Source organism: Pseudoalteromonas sp. NZS71_1 (assembly GCF_015864305.1).
GTDB classification, from domain to species: Bacteria; Pseudomonadota; Gammaproteobacteria; order Enterobacterales; family Alteromonadaceae; genus Pseudoalteromonas; species Pseudoalteromonas arctica.
The window spans coordinates 15472-30680 of record NZ_JADYXM010000009.1 but is presented as its reverse complement, the minus strand read 5'-3'; the positions used below and the strand labels follow the sequence as shown (position 1 = coordinate 30680).

Annotated in this window: 16 protein-coding genes; 4 read left to right on the top strand and 12 right to left on the bottom strand. The window is 39.6% G+C overall.

Going from position 1 to position 15209, the window contains the following annotated elements:
• Positions 1-84: 84 nt before the first annotated feature.
• Positions 85-1284 carry a tyrosine--tRNA ligase gene (gene tyrS / locus I6F43_RS13535; protein WP_007585427.1) on the bottom strand — a complete coding sequence of 400 codons (1200 nt, stop codon included), beginning with the start codon at positions 1282-1284 and terminating at the stop codon, positions 85-87.
• Between the two features lie 322 nt (positions 1285-1606).
• On the opposite strand from tyrS, the gene I6F43_RS13530 reads away from it, so the two are divergent.
• A complete protein-coding gene (locus I6F43_RS13530) occupies positions 1607-2920 on the top strand; it encodes a peptidoglycan DD-metalloendopeptidase family protein (RefSeq protein WP_007585425.1) in 1314 nt (437 codons plus the stop codon).
• A gap of 74 nt (positions 2921-2994) precedes the next feature.
• Here the strand turns inward: I6F43_RS13530 and I6F43_RS13525 are convergent, their stop codons facing one another.
• From I6F43_RS13525 to I6F43_RS13505, 5 genes are all read right to left on the bottom strand, one after another.
• Positions 2995-3171 (bottom strand): hypothetical protein, encoded by a 177-nt coding sequence (locus I6F43_RS13525; protein ID WP_007583822.1) that lies wholly within the window; start codon positions 3169-3171, stop codon positions 2995-2997.
• A 13-nt stretch (positions 3172-3184) separates the two neighbouring features.
• Entirely contained in the window at positions 3185-4156 is a 972-nt protein-coding gene (locus I6F43_RS13520; RefSeq protein ID WP_007583820.1) for an aldo/keto reductase, read from the bottom strand.
• Positions 4157-4298: 142 nt separating this feature from the next.
• Positions 4299-5429 (bottom strand): sodium ion-translocating decarboxylase subunit beta, encoded by a 1131-nt coding sequence (locus tag I6F43_RS13515; protein WP_197102758.1) that lies wholly within the window; start codon positions 5427-5429, stop codon positions 4299-4301.
• A gap of 13 nt (positions 5430-5442) precedes the next feature.
• Entirely contained in the window at positions 5443-7224 is a 1782-nt protein-coding gene (gene oadA, locus I6F43_RS13510) for a sodium-extruding oxaloacetate decarboxylase subunit alpha (protein WP_165722092.1), read from the bottom strand.
• 11 nt (positions 7225-7235) lie between these two features.
• Positions 7236-7478, bottom strand: coding sequence for an OadG family protein (locus I6F43_RS13505; RefSeq protein ID WP_007583814.1), 243 nt, complete (start codon positions 7476-7478; stop codon positions 7236-7238).
• 519 nt (positions 7479-7997) lie between these two features.
• On the opposite strand from I6F43_RS13505, the gene I6F43_RS13500 reads away from it, so the two are divergent.
• From I6F43_RS13500 to I6F43_RS13490, 3 genes are all read left to right on the top strand, one after another.
• The gene (locus I6F43_RS13500; RefSeq protein ID WP_002961939.1) at positions 7998-8171 is read left to right on the top strand and encodes a DUF1328 domain-containing protein; all 174 of its coding nucleotides are present in this window, start codon (positions 7998-8000) and stop codon (positions 8169-8171) included.
• A gap of 58 nt (positions 8172-8229) precedes the next feature.
• Positions 8230-8421: a hypothetical protein gene (locus tag I6F43_RS13495; protein ID WP_007378921.1), complete on the top strand. Its 192-nt coding sequence runs from the start codon at positions 8230-8232 to the stop codon at positions 8419-8421.
• A 132-nt stretch (positions 8422-8553) separates the two neighbouring features.
• Positions 8554-9021 carry a YcxB family protein gene (locus tag I6F43_RS13490; RefSeq protein WP_010555487.1) on the top strand — a complete coding sequence of 156 codons (468 nt, stop codon included), beginning with the start codon at positions 8554-8556 and terminating at the stop codon, positions 9019-9021.
• A gap of 50 nt (positions 9022-9071) precedes the next feature.
• On the opposite strand, the gene csrA is transcribed toward I6F43_RS13490, so the two are convergent.
• The 6 genes from csrA to I6F43_RS13460 all read right to left on the bottom strand — a co-directional run bounded on the left by csrA (position 9072) and on the right by I6F43_RS13460 (position 15144).
• Positions 9072-9263: a carbon storage regulator CsrA gene (gene csrA / locus I6F43_RS13485; protein WP_004587515.1), complete on the bottom strand. Its 192-nt coding sequence runs from the start codon at positions 9261-9263 to the stop codon at positions 9072-9074.
• 91 nt (positions 9264-9354) lie between these two features.
• On the bottom strand, positions 9355-10572 hold the full coding sequence (locus I6F43_RS13480) for an aspartate kinase (RefSeq protein WP_197102756.1): 1218 nt from the start codon (positions 10570-10572) through the stop codon (positions 9355-9357).
• Between the two features lie 6 nt (positions 10573-10578).
• Positions 10579-13179 carry an alanine--tRNA ligase gene (alaS, locus tag I6F43_RS13475; protein ID WP_121954070.1) on the bottom strand — a complete coding sequence of 867 codons (2601 nt, stop codon included), beginning with the start codon at positions 13177-13179 and terminating at the stop codon, positions 10579-10581.
• A 19-nt stretch (positions 13180-13198) separates the two neighbouring features.
• A complete protein-coding gene (locus I6F43_RS13470; RefSeq protein ID WP_121954069.1) occupies positions 13199-13651 on the bottom strand; it encodes a regulatory protein RecX in 453 nt (150 codons plus the stop codon).
• Entirely contained in the window at positions 13651-14439 is a 789-nt protein-coding gene (locus tag I6F43_RS13465) for a BPSS1780 family membrane protein (RefSeq protein WP_007378958.1), read from the bottom strand. The genes I6F43_RS13470 and I6F43_RS13465 overlap by 1 nt, the downstream gene beginning before the upstream one ends.
• 81 nt (positions 14440-14520) lie before the next feature.
• Positions 14521-15144: a GTP cyclohydrolase II gene (locus I6F43_RS13460; protein WP_010555489.1), complete on the bottom strand. Its 624-nt coding sequence runs from the start codon at positions 15142-15144 to the stop codon at positions 14521-14523.
• Between the last annotated feature and the right edge of the window lie 65 nt (positions 15145-15209).

The following is a 15209-nucleotide window of genomic DNA, read 5'->3' as shown; positions in this document are numbered from 1 at the left end:
TGACTACCTCGTAACTAATTTTTCAGCCAAAATACGAGCACAAAAAAACCAGCCTAGGCTGGTTTTTTAGTTTTCAAACGGTATTTAAGCTACAGTGATGTTTGCAAACTTACGTTTACCTACTTGGTAAATAGCTGTTGTGCCTTTTGCTATTTCAAGTTTGGTGTCTGTGATTTTATCTTCACCGTTAAGTTTAACTGCACCTTGCTTAATCATACGCATTGCTTCTGATGTACTTACTACTAAATTTGCTTCTTTAAGCAAGTTAGCAATTAAAATAGTATCTTCTGCAATAGTGATTGTCAGCTCTGGGATTTCATCTGGTAACGCTTTTTTCTGAAAACGCTGAATAAAATCATCATGTGCACCTTGTGCATCAGCTTCACTATGAAAACGAGCAATTAACTCTTTAGCTAGTTCTATTTTAATATCGCGCGGGTTAGTACCTTGCTCAACACGTTCTTTTTGAGCTGCAATTTCTTCAATAGAAAGCGCGCTTAATAAATCGTAATAACGCCACATTAGCACATCACTAATTGACATTATTTTACCAAACATATCGTTTGGCGCATCAGTAATACCAATGTAGTTACCAAGCGACTTAGACATTTTTTGAACGCCGTCAGTACCTTCAAGTAATGGCATCATTAATACTGTTTGCGGCTTTTGACCTTCAACCTTTTGTAACTCACGACCCATTAACAAGTTAAAGCGCTGATCAGTACCGCCCAGTTCAACATCTGACTCTAGTGCAACCGAATCCCAACCTTGTACCAGTGGATATAAAAACTCGTGAATTGCAATTGGTTGACCGCTGCCGTAACGCTTTTTAAAGTCATCTCGTTCAAGCATGCGCGCTACAGTTTGGTTTGCAGCAAGTTTAATCATGCCTGCAGCGCCTAACTTTTCCATCCAAGTAGAGTTAAATGCAACAGTGGTTTTAGCAGGATCTAGAATTTTGAATACTTGTTCTTTATATGTTTCGGCATTGGCTAGTACGTCTTCGCGAGTAAGTGGTTTACGCGTTACGTTTTTACCTGTTGGGTCACCAATCATGCCAGTAAAGTCACCAATTAAGAAAATAACCTCATGACCTAAATCCTGAAAGGTTTTCATTTTATTAATGAGTACAGTGTGCCCTAAATGTAAATCAGGGGCTGTAGGATCAAAGCCAGCTTTTATTTTTAGCTTTTTGCCCGACTTTAGTTTTTCAACTAGTTCGTCTTCAATTAATATTTCTTCTGCACCGCGTTTTATCTCTGCTAGAGCGGTTTGTAAATCCACTTTGTGTTACTCCAAAATTCTGCCTACGAAGGGGCGGACTAGTTACTTGTAATCACGGTTTAATATAGGTTTAAACCGAATATATATATGTAGCTAACATAACAAATTTCTACCTAATTAAAATAACTTTTTAAGTTATTAATGCAACTAAACAAAATGAATTGAGTCTTAGTTAGATAGGACGTTAAAAAAGGCTTCTTAACCCTGATTTTAGCGTAGTTTAAGGTTAGTTTAAATCTACAAAGCACTAGTATTCGTACATTATTAAGTATATCCTGCAATATTATGTATTTATTATCTTGACAGCAGAAAAAGGCACGTTATGGTTCACGTGGTTAACACTCTCCCAAAAAAACACAAATTGCTTATTTTAGGTTTAGTTTCTGCTATTGCCGGCTTGGCATTTCTTCCTTCTGAAAAAGCGACTGCTTCTAAAGACAATAATGCAGATGCATTAGAGATAGGCAAGCGCTATGAGTTACAAGTTAAAGTTGATGACAACGAAAAATTAACTGAGTTAAATTCAGAGCAAGCAGCAGAAAAATTACCAGAATACGACTTTGTCGATCATAAAGTTAAAAATGGCGACAATTTAGCAATTATCTTCAAACGTGCTGGTTTTTCAGCTCAAACGCTCCATAAACTAATTAACACTAACGCAGAAACGCGCAAGCTAACTAAAATTCACCCCGGTGAAATACTTAGCTTTGCGACAGCTGAAGATGGCTCTTTGGCTCAACTGCGCTATGTAATTTCAAAAACCGATACTTTATTTGTTACCTTAAATGAAGAAGGTAACTACGATACAGCTATTGATAGTAAAGAAATTGAAACGCTAACCAAAACCGCTGGCGGCGAAATATCTAACAACTTTTGGACCTCAGCAATAGCGGCTGGTTTAAGCGAACGTCAAATAATGAACTTTGCTGACATATTTGGTTGGGATGTTGATTTTGCAAACGACATTCGTAAAGGCGATGTATTTGGCTTAATTTACGAGTCTCACTATGTTGATGGCGAGTTTATTGGTACAGGTAAGATTATTGCAGCTGAATTTGTAAACCAAGGTCAGCGCTTTGCAGCGATTCGCCATACCGACGGCAATTTTTATACGCCTGAAGGGCGTAGCATGAAAAAAGCATTTTTACGTGCACCTGTAAGCTTTAAGTATATTAGTTCGAGCTTTAATCCTCGTCGCTTACACCCAGTTACTGGGCAAGTTAGAGCGCACCGTGGTATTGACTTTGCGGCACGCACTGGCACACCGGTGGTTGCATCAGGTAACGGTAAGGTAGTTAAAGCGGGTTACAGCAAGTACAACGGTAACTACGTATTTATTAGCCATGGCACACAATATGTAACTAAGTACTTACACCTAAATAAGAAACTAGTTAAAACGGGCCAAAAAGTTAAACAGGGCCAACAAATTGGTACTGTAGGTTCTACGGGTCGTGTTACTGGCGCGCATTTACACTATGAATTTTTAGTAAATGGCGTTCACCGTAATCCTAAAACAGTAAAACTTCCTAAGTCAGAGCCACTACCTCGCTCAGAACTTGCTAAGTTTAAACCGATTGCAGATAACTTTATTGCCCAACTTGAGCGCAATCGCGAGCTACAGTTAGCACTTAAATAAAGTTTATTAATAAACATTAAAAAAGCCTTTGCAGGTTAAACCTGCAAAGGCTTTTTTGTATACGCTAAAAACCATTAATACATTAATACATAAATGAGCTGAATCACTAAAGACACCATCACTAATGGCCAAATATATTTGCTGTATTTGGTTGCACCGTTGAGCCCTATTTTACTTTGATATTTTTCAAGCAATGGAATAAGTATCGCTAGCGCGACAAACAAACCAATTAAAATAACGAATATATTCATATCAATGCCCTTCTTATGGTAGCTCATGGCCTTTAGCGCTTACATAAAGTGCATACCAATGCTCACGAGTTAGTTGTACGTTTACAGCATCACAAGAGGCTTTAATACGCTTGGCATTAGTTGTTCCAATAATAGGCTGAATAGATGCGGGATGGCGCAGTAACCATGCAATGACAATAGCCTCAGCAGAAGTATCATAAAGCGCAGCCAGCTTATTAACTAAAAGACTCGTGTTTATATCAGCCTGCGATGCGTTTGATAAATCACTGCCGCTGTATAATCCTTGGCATAAACTGCCCCAGCTTTGAATTTGAATTTCAAAATGGCGACAGTACTCAATACTACCGGGCGTAAAATTAAGATCCTTACCGTCACTGTTACCGGCATATACACCTTCATCAACAAACTGATGTTTTTGTAAACTAGCCTCAATTTGATTAGCCACAATCGGCATATCAAGTGCATGCTGTAAAAAATTCATTTGATGTTGCTGCATATTCGATACTGCAAAATTGCGCACTTTACCGCTTTCTTTTAAGCAACTAAATATACGAGCAATTTCGTTAACTTCCATGAGTGGATCAGGACGATGTAGCATAAGTACGTCTAAATAGTCTGTATTTAATCGCTTCAAGGATGCTTCAACTGATTGCTCAATCCACTTTGATGAAAAATCATAGCGCTTTGGCCCTAAGTCATCTTCAAAACGAATACCACACTTAGATTGAATATACATGTGCTCTCTAAGCTCTGGTCGCTCGCTTAATGCTTTACCAAAAACCTGCTCCGCTTTACCAAAAGTATAAATATCAGCATGGTCAAAAAAGTTAATGCCACCTTCAATAGCGTTATCTATGCATTCATGAGTTTGCTTAACATGTGCATCAGTGATTGCGTCTTTATTCCAACCGCCTCCCAGACCCATGCATCCGAATACAAGTTTACTAACATGAGGTAAGTGCTTTGCTAAAGGTGTGTGAAGCATGATAACTATCCTTAAAATTTTGAAGAGCTGTTACTGTAAACAAAAAGCGCTGAACAAGAAACCATTTAGCGGTGAACAAATTAAGAACAAAAAAAAGCGCAGTAAACTGCGCTAAATCATTTATTAACTACCACGTTAATTATTAGCCAACAAGTGCTAATAAAATACCCGCAGCAACTGCACTACCCAATACACCCGCTACGTTGGGTCCCATAGCATGCATAAGTAAAAAGTTATGTGGGTTGCTTTCAAGGCCAACTTTATTAACTACTCGTGCCGCCATTGGCACAGCCGATACACCTGCTGCCCCAATTAATGGGTTTATAGGTGTTTTAGATATGCGGTTAAGTCCTTTTGCCATAAATACGCCAGATGCCGTACCAATTGCAAAAGCCAGTGCGCCAAGCACTAAAATACCAATCGTCTCAACAGTTAAAAACTTATCTGCAGCAAGCTTTGAACCTACAGCTAAACCTAAAAATATAGTTGTAACATTGATGATTTCGTTTTGAGCACTGTTACTTAATCTATCAACAACACCCGACTCTCGCATTAAGTTACCTAAACAAAACATACCTACAAGCGGTATAGCAGCCGGTAAAAACATAGCCGTTAAACTAAGCACCATAAGAGGGAAAATAATCTTTTCCTTTTTAGATACTTTGCGAAGCTCTGGCATCTTAATTTTACGTTCTTCTGGGGTTGTTAACGCACGCATAATTGGCGGTTGAATAATTGGTACTAATGCCATGTATGAGTATGCGGCTACCGCTATTGCACCAAGTAAATCAGGTGCCAGTTTTGACGCTAAAAATATAGCAGTCGGTCCATCGGCACCACCTATAATGGCAATAGCCGATGCATCCTGTAGAGTAAACTCAAAGCCTGGTACATAATTTAATAATATTGCGCCAAACAATGTAGCAAAAATACCAAACTGTGCCGCCGCACCTAATAGCAACATACGTGGATTTGCAATAAGTGCGCTAAAATCGGTCAGCGCCCCTACTCCCATAAATATTAATAACGGAAAAATCCCCGTATCAATACCCACGTAATAAACGTAGTACAAAAGCCCACCTGGGTCTGACAATCCCGCCACAGGTATATTTGTTAAAATTGCACCAAAACCAATTGGTAATAATAATAGAGGTTCAAAGCCTTTAGCTATCGCTAAAAACAGTAATAAACACCCTACCGCAATCATTATTAACGATGGGATTGTAAAGTTAGCAATGCCGGTCGCATTCCAGAGGTTTAAAATACCGTCCATCCTCTATTTGCTCCTAAGCTAATGCAATCATAGCGTCGCCGGTAGTTACGGCATCGCCTTCACCAACCAACACTTCGGCAATAGTTCCGGTATGCATTGCGCGTATTTCGGTTTCCATTTTCATGGCTTCCATAATAATCACTACATCACCTTCGTTAACAACTTGCCCAGCTTTTACCTTAATCTTAAAAATATTACCGGCTAAAGGGGCATTAAGTGTTTCACCCGATGCAACTGAAGCAGACTGAGGAATGTGCTCAGAGTCTTTTAATGTTACTTCTTTTAGCTCACCACCTTGCGCCACTACTACGTCGTAAACTTTACCATCTACTTTTACGCTGTATTGCTCAGCTTTAACGCTGTTATTATTTGATCCCGATTTTGGTGCTGCCTTATTGCTCTTATCTTCAACGGTAGGAATAGGCTCAAATGCATCAGGGTTATTACGATTTTTAATAAATTTCAAACCAACTTGTGGAAATAATGCATAAGTTAGTACGTCATCAATTTGCTCATCAGCAAGTGTTAAACCTTGCTCTTGCGCTTCTTTTAATAATTCAGCTTCAAGCGTTGCAAGCTCTGGTGCAATGTTATCTGCAGGGCGACAAGTAATAACCTCTGCTCCATCAAGCACACGCTCTTGTAGCTCTTTATTCATTGGTGCTGGTGTTAAGCCATATTCACCTTTTAATACGCCAGCAGTTTCTTTAGTGATTGTTTTATAACGCTCACCGGTTAGCACGTTAAGTACTGCTTGAGTACCTACAATTTGCGACGTGGGTGTTACTAAAGGTAAAAAACCAAGATCTTCACGTACGCGTGGGATCTCAAGCAAAACTTCATTAAGCTTATCTGCCGCGCCTTGCTCTTTAAGTTGGTTTTCCATGTTTGTAAGCATGCCACCTGGTACTTGAGCTAGTAAAATACGACCATCAACCCCTTTTAAGCTACCTTCAAATGCCGCATATTTTTTACGTACATCTCTAAAGTAAGCAGCAATTTCTTCTAGGTGGTTTAAATCAAGGTCGGTATCGCGCTCAGTTCCTTCAACTATCGATACAATAGTTTCAGTTGCTGTGTGTCCGTAAGTCATACTCATTGATGAAATAGCGGTATCAAGCATATCAATGCCTGCATCAATCGCTTTTTGATAAGTCGCAGTACTTAAACCTGTTGTAGCGTGGCACTGCATAGCAATAGGAACCGATACGGTTTCTTTAAGTGCTTTAATTAGTTTTTCAGCATCGTACGGCTTTAATAAACCCGCCATGTCTTTAATACAAATTGAGTGACAGCCTAAATCTTCTAATTGCTTAGCAAGAGTCAGCCACATATCAAGCGTATGAACAGGACTTACTGTGTACGAAATAGTACCTTGAGCATGTGCGCCTACTTTTATAGCCGCTTTAATCGCTGTTTCTAGGTTACGTACATCGTTCATTGCATCGAAAATACGAAATACGTCAACGCCATTTTTATGTGCGCGTTCTACAAACTTTTCAACTACATCATCAGCGTAATGGCGGTAGCCTAATAGGTTTTGACCGCGTAATAGCATTTGCTGTTTAGTATTAGGCATCGCTTTTTTAAGCGCACGAATACGCTCCCAAGGATCTTCGCCTAAATAACGAATGCACGAATCAAATGTAGCACCGCCCCACGATTCAATAGACCAATAACCTGCATCATCTAGCTTGCTAGCAATAGGTAGCATATCGTCTAGGCGCATACGTGTTGCGAGCAATGATTGGTGCGCATCGCGTAATACCAATTCTGTTAATTTTAATTTAGCCATGTGTGTGCCCCTTATTTATTATTTGATTTGTACTGAGCAATGGCAGCACTAATAGCAGCGATGTGCTCATTAGGCACACCTTGAGATTTAAAAGACGGTGATTTAGCTGGTGATGCCTCTGGTTCGCTATAGCGCGTCACCAAATTAGACATAAGCGTTACTGCACCAATTAATATCGACAGAAATACAAACACCCCAACCATACCAGTTAGCATTAAGCTACCAGCCGTTGTGAGTAGAGCACCTATATCCATTTTTCTCCCCCTTGAAACCCATATCGAAAATAAAAAATCGATTTAATTAAATATTTATTCACTGGATAATAACAAAACTAGTCGCTTTGTCTACATCTTGTAAATTGGTAAAACCAATTAAACTATAAACAACATAACACTCAACAAATTTACATGCCATAACCCAGCAATCATGCGCCCTACAATACATACAGAAAATAACGACTATAGCTAATAGTTATATGGAAGTTGTTAATTAACTATTCAACTTAATAAAAATAACCGCCAAATTTTATAATAAGTACAAAAACACACATCAATTGTTAATTGGTCTTACCAAAAACATTATTTTTAGTGAATATTTACCGGTAACTTGTAACAGTGTGAATAACTTACATAACAAAGCGTAAAAATTACTAACTAACTAATAACTAAAAACACAGTTAAAAACCATAACTACCTGATATAAAACAAAAATAAACTTTGGCATATAACTGGCATTAGTTATTGTGAGCAAATTTGATAACCAAGGAGAAAACAATGTTACGCTGGACAATTACATTTTTAGTTATTGCTTTAATCGCTGCAGTGTTAGGTTTTGGTGGCATCGCAGGTGCCGCAGCTGGTATAGCAAAAATTATATTTTTTATATTTTTAGTACTTTTAGTGATCTCATTAGTTTCAGGTGCACTACGTGGTAAATCACCCAGGTAGATAAAGCATTCAACTAACAAACACTAAAATTTAATTAATACTTACAAGGAATTACATTATGAATTCAACAACTGTAAAAGCAGCACTAATCGGTCTATTCGCAAGTTTCTTCATCATGGGTTGTGAAGACAATCACGCAGAAGACGCAGGCGAACGTATTGACGAAGCAGTAACTGACGTGCAAAACAAAGTAGAAGATGCATGTGAAAATGTTAAAGAAGGCGTAAACGCTGAAGAAACTAACTGTTAATTCTTCTTGTATCGCTAAAAAACGGCCTTAGGGCCGTTTTTTTGTGTCTGTAATAAAATCACTGACTATAAAGCTGCTCATTTAGCGGTTAGCTTGTTAAAATAAAAAAAACGATATTTAAAGCAAGGCAATATGGCATTTACAACAACCTACACACTAGATAAACCTTACTTTTACGAGTGCTTTGATGAGTCACTCCCGTACAGTAAGCGCGCCAAACCTAAGTACTTTTTACTTGTACTCCTCGTTGCGCTTGGTTTATTTGGCATTTATGTTTTAAACGATCATTACTTAGGATCGTTTATGATCATGCTAGGTGTACTAGAGTGCGTCGCTTTTTACTATCGCAGACCTTGGTGGGTAACCAGACAAATGCTCAGCAGAGCGTCAGGCTCTGAGGTAACACTTACCTTTGATGAAGAAGGCATTAAATCGGCTAATCATTACAAAAGCTTTCAGCTAACTTGGCAAGACATAAGCGAAGTAATAGATACTCAGCAAGGTATTATTATTAAAAATAAAAGCGGAATGCAGTACATTTCAAAACAAATACTAACCCCAGAAACACTCGTTTTTATAAACAAAAAAGCCACTCAGTGAGTGGCTTTTTGACTAGTTGAGTTAATTACTCAACTACGTATACGTGTTGATTAAGCATTGCCCGGATTAGGGTTCGACTTTTCAGCTTGTATGCGCATGTAAATCTCTTCACGATGCACTGATACGTCTTTTGGTGCATTAACACCGATTCGAACTTGATTTCCTTTAACACCTAGAACAGTAACTGTTACTTCGTCACCAATCATTAGGGTTTCACCTACTCTACGAGTTAGTATTAGCATTCTCTTGCTCCCATGTTCCAATAAAAATTATAAGATTCCGCTTAAACATACTAATGAAAATTAGACTGAAAAGTAAGTAAAAACTCTCAATCTATCCATTTTCTGTTAAAAATGCTTTGTGTAATGCACGAACTGCCAACTCTAGGTACTTTTCATCTATTAAAACTGAAATTTTAATCTCAGAAGTCGAGACCAAAACCACATTAATATTTTCCTGCGCTAATGCATCAAAAAATAAACTTGCTACACCAGAATGCGATTTCATACCCATTCCAACAGCAGAAACTTTAGCTACTGTTGGTAATCCGCTTATATTTTGAGCACTGAGTTGAGCTTGATCTTCGCTCAATAATTCAAGTGCTTGCAGATAATCATTCGAGTGCACAGTAAAAGCATAGTCTATTTTTTCAAAGATATGATTAACTTGATTAATCATATCTATTTCGATGCCATTATCAGCAAAAAGTTTCAATATTTTTGAAAGATATTGCGTACCGCTTGGCACACCATCTACTTTAATTAAACATTCGTCACGATTAAACGCAATCCCCGATACCACATTGCTTGGCATATCGTTCTCCTCAAAACTTATTAATGTGCCTTCATCAGGATTAAAACTAGAAAGCACCCTAAGTGGCACATTGTGTCTACCTGCAGCTTCTACCGAGCGAATATGCAAAACTTTCGCCCCTAAACTTGCCAGCTCTAGCATTTCGGCAAAAGTAACTTGGCTCATTCTGCGCGCGTTAGGTTCAACACGAGGATCTGTAGTATATACGCCATCAACGTCTGTATAGATCTGGCATTCGTCGGCTTTTATAGCCGCTGCTATTTCTACAGCCGATGTATCGGTGCCGCCGCGTCCAAGCGTTGTAATATTGCCCTCAATATCACGTCCCTGAAACCCAGCAATAATAGCAATACGATTATGCTCAAGCTCATGCTTTAAGCGCGTAGCAGCAACGTCTTCAATACGGGCTTTACCAAACATGTTGTCGGTTAGAATATTGACTTGATCGGCTAATAAGCTTACAGCTGAATGACCACGTTTGATAATAGCCATAGCAAGCAGTGATACAGAAACCTGCTCTCCGGTGCTAATAAGTACATCTAGTTCACGGCTACTCGGGCGAGTATCAATTTGTTTGGCGAGGTTAATTAAGCGGTTGGTTTCTCCCGACATAGCCGAGAGCACCACAACCACTTGATGTCCTTGCTGCCTGGTTTTAACAACAAGGTCGGCGACCGCTTCAATTCGCTCTATTGAGCCGACCGAAGTGCCACCGAATTTTTGAACAATAAGCGCCACTTAGGCTTAAGTACGCTCAGTTAACCAAGCTGTAACGCTATCTAGTGCAGCAGCAAGGTTTTGTGGTTCACTACCACCGGCTTGTGCCATATCTGGACGACCGCCACCTTTACCACCTACTTGACCTGCCATATGGTTAACTAACTCACCGGCTTTTACTTTGCCTGTTAAGTCTTTCGTTACACCGGCAATTAGGCTTACTTTGTCGCCACTGGCAACACCCAGTGCAATAACACCTGAGCCAATCTTGTTTTTAAGGTCATCAACCATACCGCGAAGCGCTTTAGATTCAGTACCTTCAACGTTTGCTACAAGTAGCTTAACGCCATTAATTTCAACAATCGAATCAAGTAAAGACGCGCCCGCTGCACTTGCTAGTTTATCGCTAAGCTGTGCAATTTGCTTTTCAAGGCCTTTAGATTTTTCAAGCAACGCAGTTACTTTTTCAAGTACCGATGCGCTATCGCCTTTAACTAAAGCTGCAACATCGCTAAGTTGTTGCTCTTGCTCGCTAACGTACGCTACAGCATCTGCACCGGTTACGGCTTCAATACGGCGAACACCTGCGGCAATACCACTTTCAGATACAATTTTGAATAAACCAATATCGCCAGCGCGCTCAACGTGAGTACCACCACAAAGCTCAATAGAGTAGTCGCCAATAGTAACTACACGTACTTCGTCATCGTACTTTTCGCCAAACAATGCCATAGCACCTTTCGCTTTAGCATCATCAATAGCCATAAGCTCAGTATTAAGTGCAAAGTTACGACGAATTTCGTCATTAACTACACGCTCAATTTCACGTAGCTCATCTTTAGTAACTGCTTCAAAATGCGAAAAGTCAAAACGTAAACGATCTGGCTGAACAAGTGAGCCTTTTTGGCCTACATGGTCGCCTAATAATTGGCGTAGTGCTTCGTGTAAAATATGCGTAGCTGTGTGGTTTTTCTTAATGCTGTCGCGGCGCGTATCATCAATTGTTGCGTCAACTTTGTCATTAACACCAATACGGCCTTGTACAGTACCGTGGTGAGCAAAAGCATTACCAAGCTTAGTGGTATTAGTAACATTAAATTCGCCACCAGCAACTGTAATAGTACCCGTGTCACCCGTTTGGCCGCCTGATTCAGCGTAAAACGGTGTGCGGTCTAGTACTACAATACCTTGTTGACCATCTTCTAATAACTGAACAGCTTCGCCACCGGCAAAAATTTCAATAACGGTCGCGCTGTAATGTGTACTGTCGTAACCTTTAAAGTCAGTGTGTTTATCTGATTTTAATTGGTCATTGTAATCTGCACCAAATTTACCTGCTTGCTGCGCTGTTTTACGTTGTACAGCCATACACTCTTCAAAGCCTTGATGATCAATTGTCATCTGGCGCTCACGCGCAACATCGGCCGTTAAATCAGCTGGGAAACCATACGTATCATAAAGTTTAAATACTAAGTCGCCCGGTATAATATCGCCTTTAAGGTCGCTTAAGCTTTCTTCTAAAATAGCTAAGCCACGCTCAAGTGTTTTACCAAACTGTTCTTCTTCAATGCGTAATACTTTTTCAATAATTTCTTGTTGCTTAGCAAGCTCAGGGTACGCTTGACCCATTTGCTCAATTAGCGCAGCAACTAATTTATAGAAAAACGAACCTTGTGCACCTAATTTGTTACCGTGGCGCACAGCACGACGAATAATACGGCGCAGTACATAACCACGGCCTTCGTTAGATGGCATAACACCATCTGAGATTAAAAACGCACACGAACGAATATGATCGGCCACTACGCGTAGTGACTTGTCGTCCATGTCTTGTGCATTAGTAACACTTGCAGCAGCAGCAATTAAGCCTTGGAATAAATCGATTTCGTAGTTTGAATGCACGCCCTGCAAAATAGCAGAAATACGCTCAAGGCCCATTCCCGTATCAACAGATTGCTTAGGTAGAGGCAACATTGTACCGTCGCTTTGACGGTTGTATTGCATAAATACAAGGTTCCAAATTTCGATGAAACGGTCGCCGTCTTCCTCAGGAGAGCCCGGAGGCCCGCCCCAAATATGCTCGCCGTGATCATAAAATATTTCAGAACACGGACCACACGGGCCAGTATCGCCCATAGACCAAAAGTTGTCTGAGGTCGCAATACGAATAATGCGGTCTTCAGGTAAGCCAATTTCGTTAGCCCAGTAACCAAACGCTTCTTCATCATCATGATAAATAGTTACTAAAAGTTTTTCTTTAGGTAGGCTTACTACCTCAGTTAAAAACTCCCATGCAAACTTAATCGCGTCTTGCTTAAAATAATCACCAAAGCTGAAGTTACCTAACATTTCAAAAAATGTATGGTGGCGAGCAGTGTAGCCTACGTTTTCTAAATCGTTATGCTTACCGCCAGCACGTACACAGCGCTGCGAGCTTGTCGCACGTGTATAAGGGCGGCTTTCTGCGCCTAAAAATACATCTTTAAATTGCACCATGCCGGCATTGTTAAATAACAACGTGGCATCGTTACCCGGTATAAGCGAGCTAGAAGGTACTATTTGATGTTGCTTGCTGGCAAAAAAGTCTAAAAACTGTTGCCTAATTTGTGCGGTAGTCATGTGCTGCATTTGAAAGTCTCACCTGTATTTACTGTGCTTGCATTGCAAAATTAATTTCATCGTAGCTAAAACCCCGATACATTAAGTAGCGCACGCGCTTAGCTTTATCTTTGTAATCGAGATCTGGCGGTGTATTTGAATATTTTTTATTGTACGCATCCTGCGCAAGCTCAAACCAATCTACTTCAAGCTCTTCAACTACCAATTCAAGTAGCGAACGATCAATCCCTTTGCCCATAGCTTCGCTTTGTATTCGCTTAAGCCCGTGGCATTTAAATATGTGTTTTCTTACAAAGCCTTCACAGTATCGCTGCTCGTTAATAAAATTATGCTTTTCGCACCAATCAAGCAGCGTTTCAATAAACTCTTCTGTGGCTTCTTTTTGCTGTAATTTGAGCGTTAACTCACGACGCGAATATTCTTGGCGCCCTAGTAACCAAAGTACATAGTTTTTTAGTTTTTGCTTTAATTTATCATCCATTAAGCGTCAAAACGCCCGCTTGTTTCACTACTAAGTGGCTTAACATTAATGTCGTCACTTGGTGGTACAACAGGCATAAAAATGGCTTGATAAGATACAAAAAAGCTAATGTAGCAAATCGGCATTAAAATCAACAGTGGTAAGAACGATAAGAACATCGAAAGCGCCATAAATAATGCGCAAATAAGGCCAAAAACGCCAAGTGGCAAAATGTTATGATAAAACACCATTAACGATTTTTTAAGCGCCGTTAAAATACGTGTTTCTTTACTAAAATAAACAAGCGGTACAGCGTAAGCAAACGCCGTTAAATAAATTAGCATTGCCATAAAAAACAAAATTACATTCGCGCCCGAAATACTCTCAAGCATTTGTTCAAGTGCTACGTTTGGATCAAGTCCTGGTTGGCTCATAACAGCCACTGCATCGGCAAATAAGCCATTAGCAAGTAACGCCATTAAAATGCCCGCACCCATTTGATAAAGTGCTAAACGTAATAACCCTAAACGATTTCCCTTAGCCGTAAATGGCTTGAGAATATCGGCTAGCATAATTTTTCCGCCCTGCTGCTTACTAAGCACCGCTTGGTAAAACCCTGCGGTTAAAAATGGCGTAGCTAGTGCTGCTACTACTTGCAGCAGCGGTAAAAATAAAGACAGCAGCCCTACAATACCAATAAATAAATGCATAAAAATAAAGGTTGCTGGCTGGGTTTTAAAAATAAGCCATCCGGCTTTTAACCACTTTAGCCCTGCATCGGCTTTAAAAATTCGTAATTGTGTAGACATACTTGCTCTTAATTTAAAACGAAACACGCCAAGTATAACTTGGCGTGAGGGGGTATTAATAGACGAAACGTAATTAAATAATTAAGGTTTTTTAATTTTCTTAATATCTAACATATGCGCGCCATGCTTAATTTTTGTTTCTAGGTACGATTTATTACCCGCAACACCCGCTTTAATGTGCGCATGCGTGCCCACAACCGAGTCAACATTAATACCTGCATCTTTTAATGCGTTAAGCTTTTTAGGATTATTGGTCATTAATTTAACGTGGTTTAAATTAAGCGCATTAAGCATTAACACGGCATCCGAGAAATCACGTAAATCATCAGCAAAGCCTAAATGATTATTAGCTTCGTAGGTGTTCATACCTTGCGATTGCAATACGTAAGCATCAATTTTGTTGTATAAACCAATGCCACGGCCTTCTTGGCGTAAATACAATAAAATACCGCCTTGCTCGTGCATCATTTCAATACATTCATTTAGCTGCTCGCCGCAATCACAACGCGATGAGTAAAATACATCACCTGTTAAACACTCTGAATGCATACGAATAAGCGGTACATCTTGCTCTGTATCGGCGTTGTTAAACACCATAGCAATATGTTCTTTACCATCTTTTAAATCAGTAAATGAGATTATTTCCGCAGGGATATCACTATTTCTGCCAACATTAAGCTGGACTCTTGCTCTTACTTGCGCCACGACAAATCCAAATATTTAAATAACTACGACACGACAATAAAGTGATAATATCACAAAATAGGATA

Bases quoted from the DNA above. Each gene is read 5' to 3' on its own strand.
- I6F43_RS13530 (WP_007585425.1), top strand. From the start codon at position 1,607: ATGGTTCACGTGGTTAACACTCTCCCAAAAAAACACAAATTGCTTATT.
- I6F43_RS13525 (WP_007583822.1), bottom strand. From the start codon at position 3,171: ATGAATATATTCGTTATTTTAATTGGTTTGTTTGTCGCGCTAGCGATA.
- I6F43_RS13520 (WP_007583820.1), bottom strand. From the start codon at position 4,156: ATGCTTCACACACCTTTAGCAAAGCACTTACCTCATGTTAGTAAACTT.
- I6F43_RS13515 (WP_197102758.1), bottom strand. From the start codon at position 5,429: ATGGACGGTATTTTAAACCTCTGGAATGCGACCGGCATTGCTAACTTT.
- oadA (WP_165722092.1), bottom strand. From the start codon at position 7,224: ATGGCTAAATTAAAATTAACAGAATTGGTATTACGCGATGCGCACCAA.
- I6F43_RS13505 (WP_007583814.1), bottom strand. From the start codon at position 7,478: ATGGATATAGGTGCTCTACTCACAACGGCTGGTAGCTTAATGCTAACT.
- I6F43_RS13500 (WP_002961939.1), top strand. From the start codon at position 7,998: ATGTTACGCTGGACAATTACATTTTTAGTTATTGCTTTAATCGCTGCA.
- I6F43_RS13495 (WP_007378921.1), top strand. From the start codon at position 8,230: ATGAATTCAACAACTGTAAAAGCAGCACTAATCGGTCTATTCGCAAGT.
- I6F43_RS13490 (WP_010555487.1), top strand. From the start codon at position 8,554: ATGGCATTTACAACAACCTACACACTAGATAAACCTTACTTTTACGAG.
- csrA (WP_004587515.1), bottom strand. From the start codon at position 9,263: ATGCTAATACTAACTCGTAGAGTAGGTGAAACCCTAATGATTGGTGAC.
- alaS (WP_121954070.1), bottom strand. From the start codon at position 13,179: ATGCAGCACATGACTACCGCACAAATTAGGCAACAGTTTTTAGACTTT.
- I6F43_RS13470 (WP_121954069.1), bottom strand. From the start codon at position 13,651: ATGGATGATAAATTAAAGCAAAAACTAAAAAACTATGTACTTTGGTTA.
- I6F43_RS13465 (WP_007378958.1), bottom strand. From the start codon at position 14,439: ATGTCTACACAATTACGAATTTTTAAAGCCGATGCAGGGCTAAAGTGG.